This window comes from Nocardia gamkensis NBRC 108242 (genome assembly GCF_001612985.1).
GTDB lineage: Bacteria > Actinomycetota > Actinomycetes > Mycobacteriales > Mycobacteriaceae > Nocardia > Nocardia gamkensis.
In genome coordinates, this window is sequence record NZ_BDBM01000022.1 from 1 (window position 1) to 22,133 (window position 22,133).

The 22,133-nt window shown below is 67.4% G+C and carries 22 protein-coding genes and 1 pseudogene; 18 read left to right on the forward strand and 5 right to left on the reverse strand.

Going from position 1 to position 22,133, the window contains the following annotated elements:
- On the reverse strand, positions 1-228 hold a 228-nt coding region (locus NG1_RS19115), incomplete at its 3' end, for a cyclodeaminase/cyclohydrolase family protein (RefSeq protein ID WP_174554915.1).
- Between the two features lie 147 nt (positions 229-375).
- Between NG1_RS19115 and NG1_RS19120 the strand changes: the two genes are divergently transcribed.
- A complete protein-coding gene (locus tag NG1_RS19120; protein ID WP_040867281.1) occupies positions 376-1,413 on the forward strand; it encodes an LLM class F420-dependent oxidoreductase in 1,038 nt (345 codons plus the stop codon).
- A gap of 48 nt (positions 1,414-1,461) precedes the next feature.
- On the opposite strand, the gene NG1_RS19125 is transcribed toward NG1_RS19120, so the two are convergent.
- On the reverse strand, positions 1,462-1,800 hold the full coding sequence (locus tag NG1_RS19125) for an STAS domain-containing protein (protein WP_062972869.1): 339 nt from the start codon (positions 1,798-1,800) through the stop codon (positions 1,462-1,464).
- A 458-nt stretch (positions 1,801-2,258) separates the two neighbouring features.
- On the opposite strand from NG1_RS19125, the gene NG1_RS19135 reads away from it, so the two are divergent.
- Positions 2,259-2,852, forward strand: a complete 594-nt coding sequence (locus NG1_RS19135; protein WP_157114125.1) for a hypothetical protein — start codon at positions 2,259-2,261, stop codon at positions 2,850-2,852.
- Positions 2,853-3,054: 202 nt separating this feature from the next.
- On the opposite strand, the gene NG1_RS19140 is transcribed toward NG1_RS19135, so the two are convergent.
- Positions 3,055-4,716: an FAD/NAD(P)-binding protein gene (locus NG1_RS19140; protein ID WP_062972698.1), complete on the reverse strand. Its 1,662-nt coding sequence runs from the start codon at positions 4,714-4,716 to the stop codon at positions 3,055-3,057.
- 207 nt (positions 4,717-4,923) lie between these two features.
- Between NG1_RS19140 and NG1_RS19145 the strand changes: the two genes are divergently transcribed.
- Entirely contained in the window at positions 4,924-6,042 is a 1,119-nt protein-coding gene (locus tag NG1_RS19145; RefSeq protein ID WP_062972871.1) for a LuxR C-terminal-related transcriptional regulator, read from the forward strand.
- A gap of 76 nt (positions 6,043-6,118) precedes the next feature.
- Positions 6,119-6,793 (forward strand): PAS and ANTAR domain-containing protein, encoded by a 675-nt coding sequence (locus NG1_RS19150; RefSeq protein ID WP_062972700.1) that lies wholly within the window; start codon positions 6,119-6,121, stop codon positions 6,791-6,793.
- A gap of 94 nt (positions 6,794-6,887) precedes the next feature.
- On the opposite strand, the gene NG1_RS19155 is transcribed toward NG1_RS19150, so the two are convergent.
- Positions 6,888-7,886 (reverse strand): helix-turn-helix transcriptional regulator, encoded by a 999-nt coding sequence (locus tag NG1_RS19155; RefSeq protein WP_062972702.1) that lies wholly within the window; start codon positions 7,884-7,886, stop codon positions 6,888-6,890.
- Positions 7,887-7,948: 62 nt separating this feature from the next.
- Between NG1_RS19155 and NG1_RS38400 the strand changes: the two are divergent.
- Together NG1_RS38400 and NG1_RS38405 are read left to right on the forward strand one after the other, a co-directional pair.
- Positions 7,949-8,533 (forward strand): annotated as a pseudogene (locus NG1_RS38400) (DinB family protein); the annotation flags it as partial.
- The gene (locus NG1_RS38405; RefSeq protein WP_084499039.1) at positions 8,519-8,917 is read left to right on the forward strand and encodes a RidA family protein; all 399 of its coding nucleotides are present in this window, start codon (positions 8,519-8,521) and stop codon (positions 8,915-8,917) included. The pseudogene NG1_RS38400 and the gene NG1_RS38405, both read left to right, overlap by 15 nt.
- A 67-nt stretch (positions 8,918-8,984) precedes the next feature.
- Here the strand turns inward: NG1_RS38405 and NG1_RS19165 are convergent, their stop codons facing one another.
- Positions 8,985-10,163: a DUF3089 domain-containing protein gene (locus tag NG1_RS19165; protein WP_062972704.1), complete on the reverse strand. Its 1,179-nt coding sequence runs from the start codon at positions 10,161-10,163 to the stop codon at positions 8,985-8,987.
- Positions 10,164-10,723: 560 nt separating this feature from the next.
- On the opposite strand from NG1_RS19165, the gene NG1_RS19170 reads away from it, so the two are divergent.
- The 12 genes from NG1_RS19170 to NG1_RS19225 all read left to right on the forward strand — a co-directional run bounded on the left by NG1_RS19170 (position 10,724) and on the right by NG1_RS19225 (position 21,960).
- Positions 10,724-10,948, forward strand: coding sequence for a hypothetical protein (locus NG1_RS19170; RefSeq protein WP_040867268.1), 225 nt, complete (start codon positions 10,724-10,726; stop codon positions 10,946-10,948).
- Entirely contained in the window at positions 10,948-11,136 is a 189-nt protein-coding gene (locus NG1_RS19175) for a hypothetical protein (protein ID WP_062972706.1), read from the forward strand. Before NG1_RS19170 ends, NG1_RS19175 begins: the two co-directional genes overlap by 1 nt.
- Positions 11,137-11,481: 345 nt before the next feature.
- Entirely contained in the window at positions 11,482-12,315 is an 834-nt protein-coding gene (locus tag NG1_RS19180) for an MlaE family ABC transporter permease (RefSeq protein WP_040867357.1), read from the forward strand.
- 2 nt (positions 12,316-12,317) lie between these two features.
- The gene (locus tag NG1_RS19185) at positions 12,318-13,181 is read left to right on the forward strand and encodes an ABC transporter permease (protein WP_040867264.1); all 864 of its coding nucleotides are present in this window, start codon (positions 12,318-12,320) and stop codon (positions 13,179-13,181) included.
- Between the two features lie 8 nt (positions 13,182-13,189).
- Positions 13,190-14,641, forward strand: a complete 1,452-nt coding sequence (locus tag NG1_RS19190; protein ID WP_062972708.1) for an MlaD family protein — start codon at positions 13,190-13,192, stop codon at positions 14,639-14,641.
- Entirely contained in the window at positions 14,638-15,660 is a 1,023-nt protein-coding gene (locus tag NG1_RS19195; protein WP_062972710.1) for an MCE family protein, read from the forward strand. Before NG1_RS19190 ends, NG1_RS19195 begins: the two co-directional genes overlap by 4 nt.
- Complete coding sequence (locus tag NG1_RS19200; protein WP_062972873.1) at positions 15,657-16,670, forward strand: MlaD family protein; 1,014 nt, start codon at positions 15,657-15,659, stop codon at positions 16,668-16,670. The genes NG1_RS19195 and NG1_RS19200 overlap by 4 nt, the downstream gene beginning before the upstream one ends.
- On the forward strand, positions 16,670-17,770 hold the full coding sequence (locus tag NG1_RS19205) for an MCE family protein (RefSeq protein ID WP_062972712.1): 1,101 nt from the start codon (positions 16,670-16,672) through the stop codon (positions 17,768-17,770). Before NG1_RS19200 ends, NG1_RS19205 begins: the two co-directional genes overlap by 1 nt.
- Positions 17,767-18,888, forward strand: coding sequence for an MCE family protein (locus NG1_RS19210; RefSeq protein WP_062972714.1), 1,122 nt, complete (start codon positions 17,767-17,769; stop codon positions 18,886-18,888). Before NG1_RS19205 ends, NG1_RS19210 begins: the two co-directional genes overlap by 4 nt.
- Positions 18,885-20,063: an MCE family protein gene (locus NG1_RS19215; RefSeq protein WP_062972716.1), complete on the forward strand. Its 1,179-nt coding sequence runs from the start codon at positions 18,885-18,887 to the stop codon at positions 20,061-20,063. Before NG1_RS19210 ends, NG1_RS19215 begins: the two co-directional genes overlap by 4 nt.
- A 9-nt stretch (positions 20,064-20,072) precedes the next feature.
- Positions 20,073-20,771 carry a hypothetical protein gene (locus NG1_RS19220; protein ID WP_062972718.1) on the forward strand — a complete coding sequence of 233 codons (699 nt, stop codon included), beginning with the start codon at positions 20,073-20,075 and terminating at the stop codon, positions 20,769-20,771.
- A gap of 280 nt (positions 20,772-21,051) precedes the next feature.
- The gene (locus tag NG1_RS19225) at positions 21,052-21,960 is read left to right on the forward strand and encodes an oxygenase MpaB family protein (RefSeq protein WP_062972720.1); all 909 of its coding nucleotides are present in this window, start codon (positions 21,052-21,054) and stop codon (positions 21,958-21,960) included.
- The last annotated feature ends 173 nt before the right edge of the window (positions 21,961-22,133 follow it).

Genomic DNA, 22,133 nt, shown 5'->3' on the forward strand with positions numbered 1-22,133 from the left:
GGCTTCGATGATCCGGTCGATCACCGGCCGGTTCTCGGCGTCCTTGGCGCGAGTGGTGTAGCGCGCGACCATCGCGACGAGCGCGGCGCCCTGCGCGGCGTGCAACGCCGCCACCGCGCCGCCGCCCGGTGCGGGAATCTTGGCGGCCAGATCGCCCAGGTACTGCGCGAGGGTGACCTCGCCGGAGGACGGCGCAGTTTCCGTGGACGACGAGCTGGGCTGCGACACGTGCGTATTGCCTTTCGTTCTACGGCGAGGAAGGACTACGAGTAGACGCTACCCCGTGGCGCCGCCGCCTCGGGCGTGACCACGCCTTGCCGGGCTCGCACCCGGCCGGTGCGCGGCCGGGACGTACCCGCCGTTATGTTGAGTGCTATGCGGATCGGATTGAGCATCAACTACTCGGGGGGCTTCAAAGAGGCGGCGGCCGAAGTCGCCGACCTCGAGCGGGCGGGCCTGGATATCGTGTTCGTGCCCGAGGCGTACTCGTTCGACGCGGTGAGCGCGCTCGGCTACCTGGCCGCCAAGACCACCACCCTGCAGCTGGCCTCCGGCATCCTGCAGCTCTACACGCGCACACCGAGCCTGACCGCCATGACCGCGGCGGGCCTGGACTTCGTCTCCGACGGACGCTACGTGCTCGGGCTGGGCGCGTCGGGCCCGCAGGTGATCGAGGGCTTCCACGGCGTGCCCTACGACGCGCCGATCGGCCGCACCCGCGAACTGGTGGAGATCTGCCGGAAGGTCTGGCGGCGCGAGCGCCTGGAATATCAGGGCAAGTACTACCAGATCCCGCTGCCCGCCGACCGGGGCACCGGCCTCGGTAAGCCGCTCAAGCTGATCAACCACCCGGTGCGCGAGCGCATTCCGGTGCTGCTGGCCGCGCTCGGCCCGAAGAACGTGGAACTGGCCGCCGAGATCGCCGAGGGTTGGCAGCCGATCTTCTTCCTGCCGGAGAAGGCCAAGGAGGTGTGGGCGGACTCGCTCACCGCCGGTCTCGCCAAGCGCGATCCGGTCCTCGGTGACCTGGACGTCTACGCGGGCCCGGCGCTGGCCATCGGGGACAACGTCGACCCGCTGCTGGAGTTCGTGAAGCCGCATCTGGCGCTCTACATCGGCGGCATGGGCGCCAAGGGCAAGAACTTCTACCACACCTTGGCCACGAAATACGGCTACGGCGCCGAGGCCGACCGCATCCAGGAGCTGTACCTGGCGGGGGAGAAGGAGGCCGCGACCAAGGCGGTGCCGGACCAGCTTGTCCGGGACATCTCCCTGGTCGGCCCGGCCGGCTATGTCAAGGAGCGGGTCGCGGCCTTCAGGGAGGCGGGCGTCACGGTCCTCAACGTGGTCCCGATGGCGGCCACCGCCGCCGAGCGCGTCAAGCTGATCGAACAGTTGCGCGAACTGGTCTGAGACAAGACGCTGCCGCCGTCGCGGGTGCGACGGCGGCAGCGGCGGGGGTCATCTCTGGCGGAGCGCCGCCAGCGCGGCGTCCAGCGTCGAATGCAGGGCGAACACCTGATCCAGGCTGGTCATCTTCAGCTGCCTGCTGGTCGCCGGGCCCTCCGCGACGACCGCGATCGAGGTGGTCGAGCCCGCGCGCTGGTGGGCTGCCACGAGCGTCGCCATGCCCGCCGAGGCGAGGAAGCTGACCGAGGTGAGGTCGATGATCAGGGCCGCGGGCTTGCCGCTGAGAATGGCATCGATCGCGTTCTCCAGCGCGGGAGCTGTCGCCAGATCGACTTCGCCGGCCACCGTCAGCACCGTCGCGCCGTCGTGCGCCGCGACCGTGGTGGTCATCGTGTCCGCGAGGGGATACGCGTCTCCGGAAGTGTTGGTCACAACATCACAACACACAAATCGCGGCAGATTCGCAACCTTTGAGTGTTCATAGAGCTAACCATACCCCGTTGGCCGACCGGCTCGCCCGAGCAGGAGTCGGCCCCGCAACGGCCGTCGATGGCCGTGCGCGAGCGGATGAGCCGACCGGTGAACGGCGGCCCCGCCTCGGCCCTCGATGCCCTGACGTCGATGCAGTCGGCCGAACCACGGCTGGAGCTGCCGTCGATGTGCCCGGCGGTGGGCAACCGCGACGCCGAACTCCCGTCCGATCGAGGTCGGCGTGGTGCGCCCGATCCAGAATGCACTCACTCCCAGAGCGGCACCACATGATGTATTCGCTACGACGGATGGACGTGCTTCCTCGTACACGACATCGACGGGCCGACAACGAGAACGTCACCGACTCCGAGCAGGCCGTGGAGTTTCGCGACGCCCCGCTCGGCACTTCTGCGCACCGTCTGATCCCCCGGTTCGAACAGATCGCACGAGGATCAATTCTCGGGTCGGTGATCAGCCTCGGCCACTGCGGGCTATTCCTCTCAGTAGTGCTCACCGGCAGCAGTGTGGTTCTGATCGGCCAGGCCGGGGGCGTCAGCGCGCGGCTGCCGATCTTCGGCATCATGGTGGCCGCGCTCCTCACCGTCGACGCTGTCGTGCTCACGTTGCGGGCGGTGCGCCTTCGCACCGCGAAGCGTAAACGGCACGGGCGCTATCGCGGTCAAGCCCTGTTGTCCTTCGTCCAATTCATCGGCGGATCTGCTGTGCTGTTCGGGTCCGCGGTATTCGTGTGCCGCACCCACCAGTTGTCGCTGCGCCATGCTGGAACCGCCGGGGTAGCTGTCGCGCTCCTGTTCATGGTGGTCACCAGTTCCTCGGGCAGCTATTTCGATCAGCAGCAAGCCACCCTCCGGATCGACGGCCTCCTGAAGGACATCCGTGCCGCACCGGGGCGAATGCGCCGGAAGATCTTCGACACGACTGATGCATCGGCAGCCGCCACCGCTGCCTGAACGACCAGCGGGCAGGGCTGCCGAGCTGCCGACCGAAATCAGTTCGTAGACGAGTCGTTTGCCATCCGCATGGTCGATCTCGCTTCGGAGTCCGGCAAGGGGCGGCTCCGGCTCGAGTCCACGAGCCCGGTGTAGACGCCGCCACCGCTCCGCAGTCGGTTCGCCAGGGTCCGTCCCGCATTCGAGGCTCGGGCACGGCTGATCACTTGACGGAGGGAATCGTCAGGTGGTTTGCGAGGCTCGCGGCTTCGGCGGCGAGGCCGGGGGGATTGGTGGCGATGAACATCGAGTCCGCGGCCAGGTTGCCGAGGGCGTGCCAAGTGGGGTCGGGGTGGTCGCCGACGAGGAGGCGGCGGGTGCCGGACTCGATGCGCAGACCGCCGGTCGGCGCGAGTTCCGCTGCGCCGGTGGCGATCAGTGCGCCGAGGAGCGGTTCGGTCTCCTGCGGTGTGGTGTAGGCGGGTGGGTTGACGGCGTTGAAGACCATGTCGGCGGGCCGGTCGGCGCCGTCGAACACCGTGAAACCACCGCCGGGCCGGGCCGCCAGCTTCCTGACACCCGGTCGCAGCCGTAACTGCCCGGAGTCCAGCAGGCGCAGGATGATTCGCGCGTTGTGCGGCACCATCGGGGAGCTGAGGCTGCTGATGGTCCGGAAATACCTCTCGCGCAGCATCGTCCGGTCGTGCTCGGCGAGCGCTGGCCAGAGGATCGGACCCATGGTCCGGATCGCCATGGTCAGCAGGCGGCGGCCCTGGTGAGGTGAATCGACCGCGTCCAATTGGCGGCGCAGACGGGTGGCCGGTTCCTCGGTCTCGGTTTCCATGATCTCCGTGGCGAAGGATTCGAAATCCTGCCCCAGTTCCGCCAGTTCGGCGCGCATGAGTTCGACCAGCCGGGTGACGGGGACCGTGCCCTGCCCGGCCAGTTCCAGCGCCCGGGATGGGGTGAGGTGCTTCGGCGCCAGGGGCAACGGCCGCTGCTGGACGTACGGCAGCACGCCGCTGCGGGAAAGGAAGCTGATCGGCCCGGTATGGCCGTGGGCCGTCAGTGCCGCGGCGATGTCGACCGCGGTCAGTCCGCTGCCGATGATCGCGACGTGCGCGCTGGAGGCCACATCGGCCGTTGTGGTCGCCAGCGGGTAGGGCTCGTTCACATATCCGGGTGCGCCGGCCAAGCCGTAATGGTCGCGGGGACGGCCGCTTCCGACACACAGGACGGCGCGGTCCACCCGATGGCTGCCGCCGTCGTCGGTGTGCAGCACAGCGCCGCTCTCGCGGGTGAAGCCGGTAACCCGGGCGTTCACCACGCTCACTCGCCCGCCGCGGGCGCGCAACCGCGAGATCGCGGCGTGCGCGGTCTGCTCCAGATACGCGCCGTAGACACCACGCGGGACGAGGGGAACGCCCAGACCTTCATCGAGGTACTGCTCCAGATCGTCACCGCGCCACCTCCGCTCGACGACGCGGGCCGCGGATGCCTGGACCAGGCCGTCACCGACGCGTCGGCCGGTGTCCTCGTTCGGGTCGAACCGCGAGGTGGCGGTGCGCGCGGTCCGTTCCGGGTGTTCGCGGGGCGGCTCCTCCCCGACGAGGGGCGCGCCGGGACGTTCGTCGAGGCGCCCTGCCCCGTTGCCGCGGTCGCGCAGCCAGCGCTCGTAGTGGCCGCGGTCGTCGGCGCGTGCCGACATCAGGGCGGGCGGGGCGTTCACCCGCACCGCCTCCAGGTCCGGCTGGTACGGGCGGCCGCGCCATACGGCGGGGGAGCCGTCGAACACGGTGATACTGCCGGGCGCCCGGTCGGCGGCGGTGAGCGCGTCGAGCAACGCGACCGCCGCGGCGCCCGCGCCGATGATGCCGATACGCATGGTTGTGCCTTCTTTCGTCGAGGTGCGCAGTGCGCACGGCTGCGGCGTAGTGGCCTTTCCGTTCCGCCTCTGCCGTGCGCTGACCAGCCTCGGCGGCCCCCGGCCCGTACCGGCATCCCGCGATCGAGGGAATTTCGCCTCGAGCCTGCGGCTTATCCCTCATATGCGGGATGGCGGGTGAACGGGCGCGACAGCAGGATGACGAAGATGACCACCCCAACTCGGCGCGCCGTCGACGCGCTGTGCACCGGCATCGCGCAAGCGCCCGACGCGCACGCGCTGTTCGCCGAGACCTCCGACCGGTTGCGTCGGATCACGCCGTTCGATGCCGCTGTCTGGGTGGCCACCGATCCGATCAACGGGTTGACCACCGCGCCGGTGCGGGTGGAGAACCTGCACGAGGGCGGCTGCGGAACCTATTGGGAATCAGAGCTTTTCGCCGAGCATGTGAACCTCTTCCGCGATCTGGCGCTGGCTTCGGTGCCGGTGGCGGGGTTGCGGGAGGTGACCGGCGACCGGCCTACCCTCAGCCCGCTGTATCGAAGCTTCATGTGCCCGCGCGGTTTCGAGGACGAACTGCGTGCCGTGCTGCGAGTAGACGGGCAGCCGTGGGGGCAGCTGAGCCTGTTCCGGGAGCGCGGCCGCAACCCGTTCCGGGCCGCCGATATCGAGGTGGTCAACGCGCTGTCGACACCGATGGCCCGGCGGCTGCGCAGCTTCGCGCGGTCGTCTGAGCTGTCGGCCACGCACCTCGCCGACGCGCCCGGCATGCTGCTGTTCGACCAGACCGGCGGGCTGGTGTCACTGAACGACGAGGCTCGTCACCTGCTCGCCCAGATGCCGCCCGGGCCGACGACGCCGACCGCCACCGGCATCGCGCTCCCGCTGCCGGTCTGGATCCTCAGCACCGCGGGCCGGGCCCGATCGACCGGTGAGAACTCTCGCATCCGCATCCGCTCCAGCACCGGCCGCTGGCTGGTCTGCCACGCCTCTTGCCTGCACGGCGCCGACGGGCGTCCCGGGATGACCGCGATGGTGATCGCACCGGCCAAACCCTCCGAGGTCATGTCCCTGGTGGTCGCCGCCTACGAGTTGACCCCACGCGAACTGGAGGTCACCGAACTGATCGCCCGTGGCCTGGCCACCAGCGATATCGCCGCCCAGCTCTTCCTTTCCGCGCACACCGTCCGCGACCACGTGAAGGCCGTCTTCGAGAAGGTGGGGGTCGCCAGCCGCGGCGAACTCGTCGCCAAACTCTTCACCGACCACTACGAACCCCTCGCCGCCCGCGACACAGTTCGTGTGCTGGACGCTGGGGCGAGGTAGACGTGCCTCAGCGTTCGCCCCGACCGGCGCGCGATATTTCTCATCCCCGGTGCCCGAGGGAGGGAATGATCGAGTGGTGACGAAGACGGCGCATCTTGGCAGCGAAAGCCCGGCGGAGACCGCCGACGGTGAGCGGCAGGAGTTGGAGACCATCGGAAGCTTCCGATTCTGGTTCGCCGACCACCGTTGGGAGTGGTCGGACCAGGTCGCGAGGTTGCACGGGTACGCGCCGGGGACGGTGGAGCCGACCACAGAACTGCTGCTGGCGCACAAGCATCCGGACGACCGCGCCACGGTCGCGGAGACGCTGGCCACGGCGGTGCGGACCGGTGAGCCGTTCTGCAGCAGGCACCGCATCATCGATGTGGCAGGCCGGGTGCATCACGTGCTGGTGGTGGGGGATCGATTGCACGACTCGACCGGCGCGACCGTGGGCACCACCGGCTATTACGTGGATCTGACCGGTCGGCTGGACCAGAACCGGCAGGAAGTGCTGAAGGAGACGCTGCCGGAGGTCGTGGCCGCACGGGAAGTCATCGAGCAGGCCAAAGGCATCCTGATGTTCATCTACGGGATCAACGCCGAGCAGGCGTTCGGGGTGTTGCAGTGGCGCTCGCAGGAGACCAACACCAAACTGCGCGATCTGGCGGCCAAACTCGTCGCCGCGGTCGTCGCGCAGGGCGGCGGGCCGGTTCAGCAGCGCACCCGGTTCGATCATCTGTTGCTGACCGTCCACGAACGACCCGACTGAATCCGTCCGGCTGAACTCCGGCGCGGCGCTTCATCCGCGGTGGCTCGGCTGCAGCCCGACCAGCGCACGCGGCGCCGCGATCCCGCGAGCCGGTTCACGACTCCTCGACCTCCGGCGGTGCGATCGCCGCCCCGGCCGAGAGCAGCCGCTGCGCCAGCGCGTGACTGCGCCGCCCGAGTTCGGGAGGGTCGAGGATCTCGAAGTCGTGCCCCAGCAACAGCATGTGCACGAGCACGATGTCGAGGCTGTCATCGGCGCCGCTGAGCACTTCACAGCGCTCGCTGCCGCGTGGTCGCACCACCGCCGCCGACGCGGGGATCTGCGCGCGCACGGTGTCGGCGCAGGCGTGCACCAGGAAGCGGGCGCGATGCGGGTAGACCCGGCTCGCCACCCCTTCCTGCACGTACGCCGCCGCCTCGGGCGCCGTGCGGGGGCGGAAACGCCACGTCCGTGCGGACACATCGGTCATCCGGTCCACGCGAAAGCTGCGCCAGTCGTCGCGATCGAGGTCGAAGGCCAGCAGGTACCAGCGGCGGTCGGAGGCGACGAGGCGGTAGGGCTCCACCCGCCGCCGTCGCACCTCGCTCCCGGCGGGGTAGTCGAAGCCCGCCTCCACCTCGTCGCGACAGGCTCTGGCCAGGGTCATGAGCACGCCGGGGTCGACCGGGGCGCGGCCTCCGCCGAAGGACTCCACCGCGCCGGAGAGCGCGCGCACCTCGTGCCGCAACCGGGTGGGCAGGACCCGGTCGAGTTTGGCCAGCGCTCGGAGTGCGGCGGCGCCGGCGCCCGCGACCGCGCCACCCGCGCCGACCAGCAGTGACACCGCCGTGACGATCGCTTCCTCGTCGTCGAGAAGCAGCGGCGGGAGGTCCTGCCCCCGGCCGAGCCGGTAACCGCCGCCGACACCTTGGTCGGCATGCACCAGGTAGCCGAGCGTGCGCAAGCGCTCGACATCGCGCCGGATCGTGCGCGCTGTGACGCCGAGCCGGTCGGCGAGTTCGGGCCCGGTCCAGACCTCGCGTTGCTGGAGCAACCCGAGCAGCGTCAGCACCCGCTCGGTCGTGCCCCGCTCGCCAGCGCTCGCCGCCTCCATGTCGCTCAGCCTGCCAGAAATAGCGGACCGATTCTGTCCGCTGGGCATGTCAGGGTGGCGGCATGGACGCAGACGAACTCGACTGGAACAAGACGTTGCGCGAACAGTGGGAGTTCCACTGGACCCGGCAGCTCCGGCCCCGGCTCCACGGCCTCACCGACGACGAGTACTTCTGGTCGCCGGTGCCGGACGCCTGGAACGTGCGGCCGCGCGGCACTTCGACGGCGCCCGTGCAGGCCGGTGCGGGCGATTTCACGATCGACTTCGCCCTTCCCGAGCCGGTTCCCGCACCGTTCACCACCATCGCCTGGCGACTCGGTCACGTCATCGTCGGCGTGCTCGCCGCACGCAACGCGGCCCACTTCGGCGCGCCGGCGGCGTCGTACGAGACATGGGAGTACGCAGGCGACGCGGCCACCGCGCTCGACCAGCTCGAGGCCCAGATCGACACCTGGCTGGCCGGGGTGAGCGGTCTCGGACCGGCCGCCCTCCGGGAGCCGATCGGCGCGAAGGAGCCCTTTCCCGAGTTGCCCATGGCCGACCTGGTGCTGCACATCCACCGCGAGCTGATCCACCACCTGTCCGAGGTCTGCCTGCTGCGCGACCTCTACACGCATACCGGCCCCGCCACCATGAGGAGACCCGTGACCACGACGCATCTCGACCCCGAGGAACTGCACCGGAACCCGGCCTTCACGCAGGGCGTGATCGCACCCGCCGCCCGGACGCTGTACGTCGGCGGCCAGCTCGGCACCGACAGCACCGGAGAACTGCTCGACGGCATCGAAGCGCAAACCGTCCAGGCGATGCGCAACGTGCTGACCGTGCTCGCCGCCGCGAACACCGGTCCCGAGCACGTCGTCAAACTCACCATCTACCTGGTCGACGGAGTCGATGCCCAGGTGGGATACGCGGCGTCGCGATCGGTGTGGGGCGATCACCGCACCGCCATCACGGTCGTCTCCACCGCGGGACACGCCCGCCCCGGCGCACTCGTCGAAATCGACGCGATAGCGACAATCCCCGAATAAGACGGACTGCGAGTCGACGAGGTTTTCGCGCTCTTCCGAGGTTCGTCGGCGGTCGCAGCTCGTATGTTCAGCGATGCCCGGCGCGCTGGGCGCTGCTCTGGGACGCCACGATGCGGACCAGATCGCCGAGTGCGATCTCCACGTCGGTGAGGTGCAGACCCCAGGTCGCGTCCGGGACGGGATACAGCTCGGGGCTGCCCGGTTCGGGAGTCGCCATCAGCGCCGTCGCGTCGTCGCCGCGCACACACTGGAGCCGGTACTTCTCGGCGGGGACCAGCCACGGTGTCGGCGCGACGACGGCGGACGGCCCGTGGCGAAGCGCCACTTCGACGCCGAGCGGGCTGGGCACCGGATTGCTCCGGAGCACGGTCGCCGCGGTGCGGGATTCGTTGCGGCTCAACGAGGCCGGATTGGTGCAGGCGATCTCGTAGCCGGGGCCGTACGGTCGTGGCAGCGGCTCCGGGGTCATCGGGTTGCGGCCGAATCGGCTGTCCGGCGGCGGGGTCGCGCCGAAGGTCTGCCAGGCGAGCACGCATCGCGTCTGATCCTCGCTGCGGCACAGCGGCAGATACCGGAAGTCGCCGCCCACGTCACCGTGCTCGGGCACCACCACGTTGCCACCCAGCAGGATCGCCGACAGGATCCGGTCTCGTACCGCCTGCTGCGGTTCGATCTCCTCGCGGATCAGTTGGCGCAGCATGCGCGCGCCCTGTGAATGCCCGATCAGCACGACCGGCCGTCCGCTCTCGCGCTCCGCGAGGAACTGCCGCCATGCCCGCAGGACGTCTTCGTAGGCGATCCGCGACATCTGCGCGCGCTGCTCGGGGGTGTAGGTCCGCTCCGTCGCCAACGCGGTCAGGGTCCGCTGCCGGTACACCGGCGCGAATACCTGACAGACCTGGGAGAATCGGGCCGCCTGCTGCTCGGCGACTGCCCGTACCTCCGGCGTCACGACGGTATCGGAGTTGGGCGTCGGCTCCGATGACACCGTCGGATACACATAGAAGCAGTCCACCCCCGGATCCTCGGCAGGCGCCGGGTCCTCGCGCACATCGGGTCGGCCCGCCTGGCGCACCGTCGTCGCCGCACTCCCCGCGCAGGGATCGTCCACCCGATCCGGCCTGCACAACCACACGACACCGGCGTCATCGACGGTGTCCGCCGCCGCGCTCACCGACGACCCCGCCGCCAGTCCGACTCCGCACACGACTGCCGCGACCGCCCGCTGCCACCGACTGTCCCGCATCCCGCACACCTCACTGCTTCCGCGCCCGACCACGAGCGCCGTTCCGCGACACCGCGACCGGTGTTGCGGCGCTCTCGTCGGCGTCAGCCTAGTGGCGATCGCACGCGATGGGACCTCGATCGCTCGGCACGGTTACCGCCGCCTCAGCGGTCTCGAGGGGCGGATGTGCCGCCTCGGACTCCGGGCTCGTCTTTCATGAGCTGGGCGAGGCGGTCCCACGCCGGTGACGAAGCTCCGGGGAGGGACTGCGCGGCCAATCGGGCCATGGCCGGGTCGGCGACGGGGCGGCTCTCGGATCGGCTGTGGTACTCGGCGAACCAGTTCCGGGTACGGTCCGCGAGGCCGGGGAGCCGGGGATCGTTCGGTGACCAGTCGTAGGCGGCCCCGCGCAAGCGCTAGGGAGAATCGCCATCAACATGGCGGCCGCGAAAGACCGGCGTCGGGGTCCTATGTACTGCTCGGATTCGACACTTCAGCGCCTGATTGCCGGAAAGACTTCCTATCCAATGAGAATTGTGACTAACATAGCTGCGGATCGAAGCGAAAGGATGCATCGACGCATGCTCAAGAGACTCGACCGGATACTCGGTTACGAGATGAAGGTCTCCGAGTTCCTCGGCACCCTCATCATCATCGGCGTTCCCTACGGGGTGGCGGGGGTGATCTGGACGCTCACCCACACCGGCCATCTCCGCGATATGCACGGCATCGACCTGGTGATGTCGTTCCTGGGATCCATCGTGTGCTGGCCGGTGCTCACCTTCTCGAATGTGTGCATGACCTGATGATGGCTGTGGTGTGGCTCATCGACGTTCTCGTGATCGTGGTGAAGATCCTCGGTGGGCGGATGAAGGTGAATCCCGTCCTTCGCGCCGGGATGTGGGTGGCTGTGCTCAGCCTCTTGCTGGCCGGCTGTGTGGTGCTCGTCGCACTGGTGGTGCTACTGCAGCGGTGGTTGGAGGGCCTCGCGTAGTGCGTCATCCGCCTGGTCCATCCTTGTGGACGGTGAGGAATGTCCGATTACTTACTGTCTCGTGGAGGCCTGCTCTGGAGTGGGCGCCTGCCTATAAATAAGGCATTTGTGCAGTTCAGGCGAGTGTATTCGACTGAGGGCCAGCCCGGTGAAGGCCCGCGGCGGTAGTGGATCGTGGAAGAAATTGTCAATCACTTATCCCTTGTATGACGTCTGTGCGGTGTGTAACACTTCACCCGCTCCGCGCCATCGGAGGGGCGGCCGCTGGTGCGGCGGACGAGAAATCGAAAGGAACGGCCACCAGTGACTGCCTCGCTGCGATCGCCTGCCGACAAGCAACCGCCACTGGAACCGGGCGAGATCGAGAAGTTGGTTGCCGGCGCTTCGGGATTGTGGCGACGCCACCCTCAACGCTCGCTGGAAACGCTGGGCCGTCAAGTCACTCTGGGCCGCGAAGCGATTGTCCAACTGTTCGTTTCGCTGGTCCGGGGACGATTTCCCTACCAGGAGTTCATCAAGCAGTGCGCGTTCATGGCCGGGGTGTCGGCGGCGCCGACGGTGTTCGTGGCCATTCCGATCGCCGTCGTTGTCTCCATTCAGGTCGGCGCCCTGGTGAATCAAGTGGGCGCCACGACATTCATCGGCGCGGTCGCGGGATTGGGCATCATCCGCCAAGGCGCGCCACTGGTGTCGGCATTGATGGTCGCCGGTGCGGTCGGCTCGGCTATCTGCGCCGATCTGGGATCGCGCACCATCCGGGAAGAGATCGACGCGATGATGGTGATGGGGGTCGACCCGGTACGCCGCCTGGTCGCGCCCCGGCTCGCCGCGGCGGTACTGGTGAGCGTCTTGCTCTGCGGGTTCGTCGTCTTCGTCGGCTTCGCGACCGCCTACATGTTCAATGTGTACGCCCAATCCGGCACGCCGGGTTCGTTCATCAGCTCGTTCGCCTCCTTCGCGGTGGCCGACGACCTGATCATCGCCCTGGTGAAGGCCGCGATCTTCGGCGTGCTGACCGCGGTGATCGCCTGTGACATCGGTCTGCACGCGCACGGTGGTCCCGGCGGTGTCGCCAACGCGGTGAACTCGGCGGTGGTCAGTTCCGCACTGATGCTGTTCGCCACCAACATCATTCTCACCCAGCTGTACAACACGTTGTTTCCGGCGAAGGTGGTGTGAGGGTGGCGAGCAGCTACACACCCCCGGCGCTGAAACCGCTGCGCACCGTCGGACGAGCCGCGCTGGCGCCGGTGCACGCCAATCAGCGCCTGGGGCACCAGGCCATCACATTCTTCCAGGCGCTCGCCGCCATCCCGTTCGTCCTGCGGCACTACCGCCGTGAGGTGACGCGGCTGACGGCCGATATCGGCTGGGGCAACGGCTCGCTCATCGTGGGCGGCGGCACGATCGGCGTCGTCGTCATCTTGTGCGCGTTCGGCGGGATCATCGTCGGCATGGAGTCGTTCACGGCGCTGAACCTCCTCACGATGTCGCCGCTCACCGGCGCGATCTCCGGCTTCGCCACCACCAGGGAACTCGCGCCGATTCTGGCGACCTTGGCCTTCGCGATTCAAGCGGGATGCAGATTCACCGCCCAACTCGGCTCCATGCGGATCTCCGAGGAAATCGATGCGCTGGAGTCCATCGCCATCCGCCCGCTTCCCTATCTGATCAGCACGCGCATGATCGCCTCCACCCTGACCATCATCCCGCTGTACAGCATCGGTCTCGCGACCGCCTATCTGGCCACCAAGATCACGGTGCTGTTCCTGGGCGGAACGGCGGCCGGTACCTACGATCACTACTTCTTCCAGTTCCTGATCGGCACGGACGTCTTCTTCTCCCTGCTCAAAGTGGTGGTGTTCGTGATGCTGTCGACGTTCATCCAGTGCTACTACGGCTATGTCGCCACCGGCGGCCCGGAAGGTGTCGGGGTCGCGGCCGGGCGTGCCATCAAAATGGTGATCGTCGTGATGGTGTTCGCCAATCTCTTCCTGACATTGACCATCTGGGGTATCGATCCCGGATTCCGGATCTCGGGGTAAGGCCGACAATGATTCTGGACCCCAGTGGCCGCGGACCGAGCGCGAAGCAGTTGACCCTCGCCGGGCTGGCGGTGCTGACCACGGCCGCGGTTCTGCTGTACCTGCTGGCGCTGCGCTACACCGGCTACTTCGAGGACAAGGTGCCGGTGACCATCGTGCTCACCAGTACCGGCGACGGCTTGCCGGGCCGGGCGGACGTCAAGTTCCGCGGCATGGTCGTGGGCCGGGTGGCCGCGGTGGACGTGGTGGCCCGTGGCGCCAGGCAGCAGGCGAGCGTGGATCTGAAGCCCGGTGTGGCCGAGACCATTCCGGTGAATGTGACCGCCCGGGTGATTCCGAACAATCTGTTCGGCGTCACGGCGATCGAACTCGTCGACAACGGGCCGGAACCGAAGACGCTGCGCGCCGGTGCGACGATTCCGGAGGACACCGGCAGCGAGACGGTGGCGTTGCAGACCACGTTGAACGTGCTGCGCAACGTGCTCGACAACATCCAGCCCGAGAAGCTGGGCCGCGTGCTGGCCACCCTCTCGGCGGCGCTGGATCCCTCGGCGCGCGTACCCGGCTCGACGATAGAGCGCCTGGACAACTGGCTGACCGAGATCAGGGCGACTCCCGGCGTCGACGCGCTGTTCGGGGATCTCGGGCGGGCGTCGATCGCGTTGAGCCAGTCGGCTCCCGAACTGGTCGGGGTGTTGTCGGAGTCGGTGACCACCGCGCGGACGCTGGCCGAACGGCGAGCGAAACTAATCGACCTGCTGGCCACCGGAAACGCGACGGTCGAAACGGTCAACGCGCTGTTCGCGCGTAATCCCGACGCGGGCAAGTTCCTCGTCTCCGGACTGGACGATCTGTTCGGTGGTCTGGCCAAGGATCCGGAAGCCATTCCCTACACCGCCGCGAACCTCAACGTGGCACTGCGACGGCTGGCCACCACGTTCCACTTCGGCCCGGCCAGACAGATGGTGTGGAAGATGGATGTCTCGTTCACGCCCTTCCAGCAGTACACGGCGAAGGACTGCCCGCACTACGGTGACCAGTACGGTCCCCGCTGCGGCGGAGCCTCCGTCCCGGAGGTGGCACCGGAGCAGAACTATCCGCCGCAATTGACGCCGAAGTGGCTCGATGCGGCAGGGCCCGCACCGGTACCGGCCGCGCCCGCGCCACTGGGTGCCATGGGGCTGGTGCTTCCGAGCCTGCCCGCGATTCCCGGTCTTCCCTTCATTCCGGGTCTGCCGTCCATCCCGGGTCTCTCGCCGACGCCGAGTGCCGTCGCACCGACGGAGCCCGGCACGCAGGAGCCCGGCACCACCGCGAAGCCGATCGCGCTGCGCGGATCCGATGCCGTGGCGGCGATCGTCGGAACGCGGCCCACCGTGGCGCAGTACCTGCTGCTGAGCCCGGTGCTGGCCGGCGGATCGGTCACCGTAGCCGCCGACGACGAAGGGCCGGGTAAATGAAATCAGCCAAGGCCCTTGCGGGATTCAGTCTGTTCGCGGTGGTCGCGGTCGCGCTCACCTTCACCATCTGGTCCACCTTGCAGCGGTCGGTCGAGGGCGACACCCATCGCTATTCGGCGATCTTCTCCGATGTGCTGGGGCTGCGCGTCGGCGACGACGTACGTGTGGCAGGCGTGCGGGTCGGCCGCGTGGACAAGATCGATTTCACCGACGGCTACCGTGCCCAGGTCGATTTCCGGATCGATGAACGCCAGCATCTGACCACTACGACCAAGGCGCTGGTGCGCTACCAGAACCTGATCGGGCAGCGCTATATCGCCCTGGCGCCGGGCAAGGAAGCGGGCACCGTGGTCGCCCCGGGGACCCGCATTCCCTTGGAGCGAACCGAGCCGTCGTTCGACGTGTCCGCGCTCCTGTCCGGATTCGAACCGCTGTTCAGCGTGCTGCAACCGGACCAGGTCAACTCCCTGTCCGAAACGCTGATCCAGGCCCTTCAGGGCAATCAGGTGTCCCTCGGCAACCTGATCGTGCAAGCATCCCAGCTCGCGGGCACCTTCGGGCAGCGCGACAAGATCCTGGGGGAGGTCTTGGGCAATCTGAGCTCGGTGATCGGTGGTCTCGCCCATCGCAGCGGCGAGCTCGAGACCCTGCTCACGCAGGCAAGGGCGCTGGTGGAGGCCCTCTACTCGCAAGGAGAGAGTCTGAAGCACTCGGTCGACCGGGTAGCCGACACGACCGACGCACTGACCGGGCTGATCATGCAGGTCGAGCCCGGCCTGGCGAAGGCGCAGAACGACGCCACGACGGGTGTCGCGTTGCTGCTGCTCAACGGCGCCTCGCTGGACCGCGCCGCGGTCGAACTGCCCGCCGTCCTCAACGGCGTCGCCCGCTTCACCAGCAACGGCGCCTACGGAAACGCCTACCTGTGCAGCCTGGACGTGTCCCTTTGGGGTGTGCTGTTGCCTCCCGGACTGTTCTCCCAGGTGGGCGGCAACTCGCATTCGGAGGTGTGCCGATGATCAAAAGCATTCCAGCGCCGGGATTCCTGCGGAATCGATATCTGCGGCTCGGGCTGATCGCGGCGGCCACGGTGGCGGCGCTGCTGATCGGATCGAGTGTCTTGACTCAGGCCCGGCTGGGAGACAAGACCGTCCACGTCGAATTCGCCCAGGCCGCCGGTCTGCGTCCCGGCGCGACGGTCGACGTATCCGGAATCGAGGTCGGCCAGGTGCACTCCGTTCGCCTCGAGGGCACCAAGGTCCTGGTGGATCTGAAGGTCCGCCGCGATCTGCGCTTGGGGCCGGATGCGCGCGCGGCCATCAAGATGTCGACGATCCTCGGCCGATTGCACGTGGACTTGGTGCCGGGCGATGGAAAAGGACTCCCGGGCAACCGCATCCGGATCGAGAACACCTCGGTGCCCTACAACCTGAGCAAGGTCATCCAGGACCCGAAATACAAGAACTCGTTCGAGCGCATCGAGCGCATCGATCCGCAGAAGCTTCGCCAGGCGCTGGATCTGGTCGACCAGCAGATGGGGGATTCCCCGCAGTTGGCTGTCCAGGCGCTCGACAGTATCGGTGCGCTCGCCAAGGTCGTCACCGATCGCCGGGACGAGGTGGATTCGCTGCTGAAGAGCATGGACCAGGTGTCCCAGCTCGTCTCCGACAACCAGAACAGCGTGCTGCTGTTGCTGACCCGCGGAGAAGCGATCGGCAATGCCGTACGGCAGCGGCAGGATCTGCTGAGGCGATTGCTCGACAACGTCGCGGCCCTGTCGAGATTGCTGCAGCAGATGGGTCTGGAGAACAACGGACAGCTCGCGCCTCTGATCCACGATCTGAACACCATGTCGGAGGGCCTGGAGAAGAACCGCGACAACCTGGACCGCCTCTACGAGAACATGCCCATCGCCCTGCGGCAGTTCAACAACGCCGTCGGCAACGGCCCGTACGGCGACGTGTGGGCGCCGTGGTTCTTCCCGGACAACTGGCTGTGTTTCGCTCGAGCCGTACAGGGGTGCAACTGATGAGAACACGACAATTCGCCCAGATCGGCGGGCTGATCGTGGCCGCGCTGGTCACCGCGAGTTGCGCGCTGGTACCGGACAGCCTGACCTCGCTGCCCAGGCAGTACCTCGGCGAGCACGTGCGCATCAGCGCCGACTTCGAGAATGTCGCCGGGCTCTACGCGGGCAACGAGGTCGCGGTGCTGGGCGTTCCGGTCGGCCGGGTCGACACCGTGACGGCCAAGGGCAGCTACGTCCAGGTCACCATGAGCTTGGAGAAGGGAACGAAGATCCCGGCCGATGCCATCGCCGCCCTGGTGTCGCCGCAGCTGATCACCAACCGCCATGTCGAGCTGGCGCCCGCCTACGGCGGCGACGGACCGACCCTGGCCGACGGCGCGCACATCCCGCTGGCCAGGACTCGGACACCCGTCGAGCTCGACCGCATCCTGCAGAACTTCGACCAGCTCGGCGCGGCCCTGAAGGGCGACAACGAGAACGGCCCCATGGCAAGCCGGGTCCTGTTCCCGCTCCTGGACGGCAGCGGCGACCGACTGCGCGAGACATTGGACGCACTGTCGTCGGCCTTCGAGGTGACCTTCGCCAACAAGGACCAGATCTCGAACACCATCATCAAACTCAACGAGATCACCCAGATCATCGCCCAGAACGACCAGACGGTACGCGATTTCAGCGGCCGCCTCACCGAGCTGGTGCAGCTGATGGGTGACCAGGCGCCGGGCCTGCAGGCGGTACTGCAACAGCTGGACCAGTTCGTCACCAACACCGGCAGCCTGGTGGGCGAGAACTCCGATCAGCTCGCCGGTGCGCTGGAGCGATTCACGACGATCACCGAGCAGATGCGCGCCAACGCCCGCGGACTCACCGAGATCGTCGACATCGGACCACTGCTGTTCGAGAACCTGTCCAACTCCGTCAGCCGGGAGCATCAAGCGCTGCGCCTGCACGCGCTGACCGACAAGGTCCTGCTCGACAACGAAGTCGTGTCGCAGTTCTGCGAGCGGATCCAAATGCGCCTCGACGGCTGCCGTACCGGGAAGATCCAGGACTTCGGGCCCGACTTCGGCCTCACCGCAGCACTTCTGGGGATCACGAAATGATCGGTACGCATGGGCTTCGACGCACCGCGATGGCGGCAGCGCTGGTCGCGACGGTGAGCACGGCCACCGGCTGCACCATGACGGTGTCCAGTCTGCCGATGCCCAAACCCGGCATCGGCGCCCCGGGCTACACGATTCGCGCGGCATTCCGTGACGCGCTGAACCTGCCCGATCACGCGCACGTGAAGATCGGTGGGACCGACATCGGAGTCGTCACGGCGATCAGCACGACCAACTTCATCGCGGAGGTGGAAATGCTGATCAGGGAGGATATCGAGCTCCCACGGGGCACCACCGCCGAACTGCGTCAGGCGACGCCGCTCGGAGACATCTTCGTCGCGATGACATTGCCCGCGGCGGCAGCGGAGGGTGCGAATCTGCGCGCCGGTGACATCATCGGCACGGAGCACACCTCGGCCGCCGCGTCCGTCGAGCAGCTGATGATGTCGGTCTCGATGCTCATCAACGGCGGCGGCATCAATCAGGCCGCGAAGATCACCTCCGAGATGGATTCGATGTTCGCCGGTCGCGCCCCGCAGCTGGCGCACTTGATCAGCGAGATGACCGCCGTCATCGCCGCGCTGAACCAGCGAACCGGAGACATCGACAACACCCTGACCGGCCTCAACGTGCTGACCGGCGAATTGGCCGGACGTAAAGCCGAACTGGGCGCCGCCGCCGACACGTTTCCGGCGTTGTTGGCGCTGTTCGCCGAGAACAACCAGTCCATCGTCGACCTGCTCGACAAAGTGTCGACGACGATGACCGCGCTCGGCGATTTCACCGAGACCACCGGCCCCCAAGCCGTCAGCCTGTTCGACAGCATCCAGCGATTGATGTCGGGCTTCACCCAGATGGGTGACGACCTGGGGGGAACCTTGGACGGCCTGCACACCCTGTACCCGTCGTTGATGGCGAGCCTGGACGGCCCCGCCTTGGCTGTCGCCGCGACGGTGTCCTATCTCAGTGTCGGCGCCTTGACCGATCCCAGCGGAAGCAGGTTGCCCGAGATCGGCGACGTGCCCGCGTTCATCGGCAGCTTGGCGCAGGTCATCGAGAAGGTGATCGGACGGGTCACCAGTCCTCCGCAACAGCCGCGGCAAGGGGGAGAACGATGAATCCTCCTCTGTGGCAGTGGCTCGTACGGCACCGCGTCGCGCTCGCCAATCTGGGATTGGTCGTGGTGCTGGTTCTCGGCGCGGTCTACCTCGGCGCGGAAGTCCTGCGGATCAATCCGCTGCCGAGCAACTACGCGGTGACGGTGGAACTCCAGTCGTCGGGCGGATTGTCGGCAGGCAACGACGTCACCTTCCGCGGCACCAGGGTGGGAAAGGTGCGTGAGGTGAAAGTCGCGGGCAGCGGCGTCGCGGCCGTCGCCGAGATCGACTCCTCGGCGAAGATCCCGGTGGGCGGCACGGTCGCCGTCGGCCGGTTGTCGGCGGCGGGCGAGCAGTACCTGGACTTCCGCCCGGACTCCGATACCGGTCCCTACCTCACCGACGGGGCGTTGGTGGAACGCTCCCAGACCACCGTCCCGGTGACGGTGCAGTCGGTGCTCACCAACCTCAGCGGCCTCATCGGCGGCATGAACCCGGACCGGCTGAACATCATCGTCGATGAACTCGACAAGGCCTTGGCAGGCGGTCCCGACCAGTTGCGGAACATGGTGTCGGGCATCAGCCGTGCCATGGCCGGGTTGACCGAACTGCTTCCGCAGACAAGGCAGTTGATCGAGAACCTCGAGGTGATCGCGGAGACGACCTCGCATGCGCAGCCGGACCTCGCGACACTCACTCGCACGGGCGGTGTGCTGTTCGAGCAGCTGACCGCGGCCGACCGAGAGGTGCGTCACCTCCTGGACGAAGGGCCGGTCCAGCTCCGTACCCTCGGCGGTTTCGTCTCCCGCACCCAGGACCCCCTCACCGACCTGGTCACGAACTTCGTCGCGATCACCAAGGCCGCCAAGCTGCGCGCACCGGCCATCTCGGCCCTGTTCCCGGCGCTGCGGGTCGGCTCGGAGGCGCTGGGCATACCCGCCCACGACAACGCCTTCTACACGCTGGTCGACATCTGGCCGCGCCCCACCTGCGAGTACGACACCATCCCCGTCGTGCCCACGGACAAGATGACCGACACCCGGATCCGGCTCTACAACTACTGCGTCACCAGCGATCCCGCCCTGCAGGTACGCGGTTCGGCGAATGCGCCACGTCCCGACATCCCGGACAACGGGTCGACCCGACCGCCCGGCGTCACCGGCGACGAGCTGTCGCGCCCCGTCCCCGGCAACTAGGAGATCCCGATGAAGAGTGAAGACGCCGAGCCGACCGCCGAAGCCGAGCCGCGCGCGAGCCGATCGGAAGAGCGCGCTGCCGAGGCGGTGAAAGCCGGCTCCGAGGACACGACCGCTGAGCGGGGGGACGGCGGCACGGAACCCGAAACGGGCGCCGCGGCATCCGCCGGTCGTTGGAATCGACTGCGCCGTCTGCCGATCGGGCGTCCGGGGTCGATCGCGCTGCGCTCGGCTGCCGCGATCCTCGTGGGCGTGTCGGTGGCCTGCGCCTGCTATTGGTACATCCAGAACGACAACAGCAAGGACCTGCTGGCGGCGCAGGAGGACGCGCGCGCCGCGGCCTGCCGTTACGCGCCCGTCCTGGCCAACTACGACTCGAAGAACCTCGACGCCTACTTCGCCGCCGTCGGTGACGGCGCCACCGGTGACTGGAAGAAACAGTTCGAGTCCACCAGCGCCGAACTCCGTGAGGTCCTCGGCCAAGGCCAGGTCACCTCGGCCACGCGCGACGTGCAGTGCGCGATCCGCGCCGGTGACGAGCACTCCGCGGAAGCGATCGTGATCATCGGCCAGACCATCACCAGTCTCGGCACCAAGGGCAAGCCCGCCCCGGGACAGCTCTCGATGGTGATGCGCCTGGAGAAGGTCGGTGACCGGTGGTTGGTGAACAAGGTCAACTCGCCGTTGGCCTTGCCGCCGCAGCCCTGACCGCGGGGGCCGGGCTCGTGTGGAACCCGGCTTCGCGGTATGACCGCAGAGGGACCCGGACGGTTGCCCGTTCCGATCCACACAAGAACAATCGACCACATATATTTCCCAGATCTGCGAATAAAACAGCCGTACAACCCGGTTTTTTTACTGTTGATACTTGCCGCTAAATCAGTAGAATGATCAGTAACATAAATGCACGGTCCGGTGTTCGACTGGGGTCGGTGCGACTGATTCACCTGGTCGCGCGACGTGCGAACGCAGATGGAAGGACATTCCGATGACCGCAGTGGCTCCTCGATCCGATCGCGACCACGGTGTGCCGCTGACCAAGGACCGCACCCGGATCGGTATCAGCGTCACGCATCAACCGTTCACCAAGCGGCCCCTCGCGCTCACCGACGCTCTCGACTTCTGGTCCTTCGCGGGCGCCGCGGCGAACGTCGTCATGCAGATGGCCCGGCCGGGTGTGGGTTACGGGGTGGCCGAGAGCAAAGTGGAATCCGGATCGCTGATGAAGCATCCGTGGAAACGCGCGCGTACGACGACGCAATATCTCGCAGTCGCCATCCTCGGCACCGAGGAAGAGCGTAAGGCCTATCGCGAAGCGGTGAATGTGGCTCACCGGCAAGTGCAATCGGCGCCGGGAGCGCCGGTCAAGTACAACGCCTTCGACCGCAACCTCCAATTGTGGGTGGCCGCTTGTCTTTACATCGGCTTCGAGGACACCTACCAGCTGTTGCACGGAAGAATGAACGACGAGCAGGCCGAAGCGTTCTATGCCTCATCCTCGACCCTGGGCACCACCCTGCAGGTGACCGAGGACATGTGGCCCGCCACCAGAGCCGAATTCGACGAATATTGGAACACCGCGTGCGAGCAGGTCGTGCTGGACGACTATGTCCGGGACTACCTCGGGAACTTGCTCGAGCTGCGCATGATCCACTGGTATCTACGGCTGCCTTTCCGCAACCTGCTCCGGTTTCTCACCATCGGATTCCTGGCCCCGATCTTCCGGGAACAACTGCGGGTGGAATGGACCGCCGCCGACCAGCGGCGCTTCGAGAACTTGTTCGTGTTCGTATCCTTCGTCAACCGCTTCATTCCGCGCTTCATCCGCCACGGCGGATCGCACGGGCTGATGGTCGACCTGCGACGGCGCATCCGCAAGCAGAAGAACCTCATCTGAGGTCGGGCAGCTAAACCATTCGGCCGCTGCGGGACTCGGATTTGGCGATATCGCGTGCTACCCGGTACATTCGTGTGGTCAAGCTACCGAGCGATCGGTGGACAGGCACGAATACCCCCGAGCGAGCCCCGAACCGATGCAGACCGGTGCGGGGCTCGCTTGGTTGACACGGA

What these genes read in the sequence shown, in the direction of transcription:
- NG1_RS19175 (WP_062972706.1), top strand. Translation starts at nt 10,948, where the DNA reads ATGATGGCTGTGGTGTGGCTCATCGACGTTCTCGTGATCGTGGTGAAG.
- NG1_RS19170 (WP_040867268.1), top strand. Translation starts at nt 10,724, where the DNA reads ATGCTCAAGAGACTCGACCGGATACTCGGTTACGAGATGAAGGTCTCC.
- NG1_RS19215 (WP_062972716.1), top strand. Translation starts at nt 18,885, where the DNA reads ATGAATCCTCCTCTGTGGCAGTGGCTCGTACGGCACCGCGTCGCGCTC.
- NG1_RS19220 (WP_062972718.1), top strand. Translation starts at nt 20,073, where the DNA reads ATGAAGAGTGAAGACGCCGAGCCGACCGCCGAAGCCGAGCCGCGCGCG.
- NG1_RS19120 (WP_040867281.1), top strand. Translation starts at nt 376, where the DNA reads ATGCGGATCGGATTGAGCATCAACTACTCGGGGGGCTTCAAAGAGGCG.
- NG1_RS19145 (WP_062972871.1), top strand. Translation starts at nt 4,924, where the DNA reads ATGACCACCCCAACTCGGCGCGCCGTCGACGCGCTGTGCACCGGCATC.
- NG1_RS38405 (WP_084499039.1), top strand. Translation starts at nt 8,519, where the DNA reads ATGAGGAGACCCGTGACCACGACGCATCTCGACCCCGAGGAACTGCAC.
- NG1_RS19210 (WP_062972714.1), top strand. Translation starts at nt 17,767, where the DNA reads ATGATCGGTACGCATGGGCTTCGACGCACCGCGATGGCGGCAGCGCTG.
- NG1_RS19200 (WP_062972873.1), top strand. Translation starts at nt 15,657, where the DNA reads ATGATCAAAAGCATTCCAGCGCCGGGATTCCTGCGGAATCGATATCTG.
- NG1_RS19125 (WP_062972869.1), bottom strand. Translation starts at nt 1,800, where the DNA reads ATGACCACCACGGTCGCGGCGCACGACGGCGCGACGGTGCTGACGGTG.
- NG1_RS19205 (WP_062972712.1), top strand. Translation starts at nt 16,670, where the DNA reads ATGAGAACACGACAATTCGCCCAGATCGGCGGGCTGATCGTGGCCGCG.
- NG1_RS19190 (WP_062972708.1), top strand. Translation starts at nt 13,190, where the DNA reads ATGATTCTGGACCCCAGTGGCCGCGGACCGAGCGCGAAGCAGTTGACC.
- NG1_RS19165 (WP_062972704.1), bottom strand. Translation starts at nt 10,163, where the DNA reads ATGCGGGACAGTCGGTGGCAGCGGGCGGTCGCGGCAGTCGTGTGCGGA.
- NG1_RS19155 (WP_062972702.1), bottom strand. Translation starts at nt 7,886, where the DNA reads ATGGAGGCGGCGAGCGCTGGCGAGCGGGGCACGACCGAGCGGGTGCTG.
- NG1_RS19225 (WP_062972720.1), top strand. Translation starts at nt 21,052, where the DNA reads ATGACCGCAGTGGCTCCTCGATCCGATCGCGACCACGGTGTGCCGCTG.
- NG1_RS19140 (WP_062972698.1), bottom strand. Translation starts at nt 4,716, where the DNA reads ATGCGTATCGGCATCATCGGCGCGGGCGCCGCGGCGGTCGCGTTGCTC.
- NG1_RS19195 (WP_062972710.1), top strand. Translation starts at nt 14,638, where the DNA reads ATGAAATCAGCCAAGGCCCTTGCGGGATTCAGTCTGTTCGCGGTGGTC.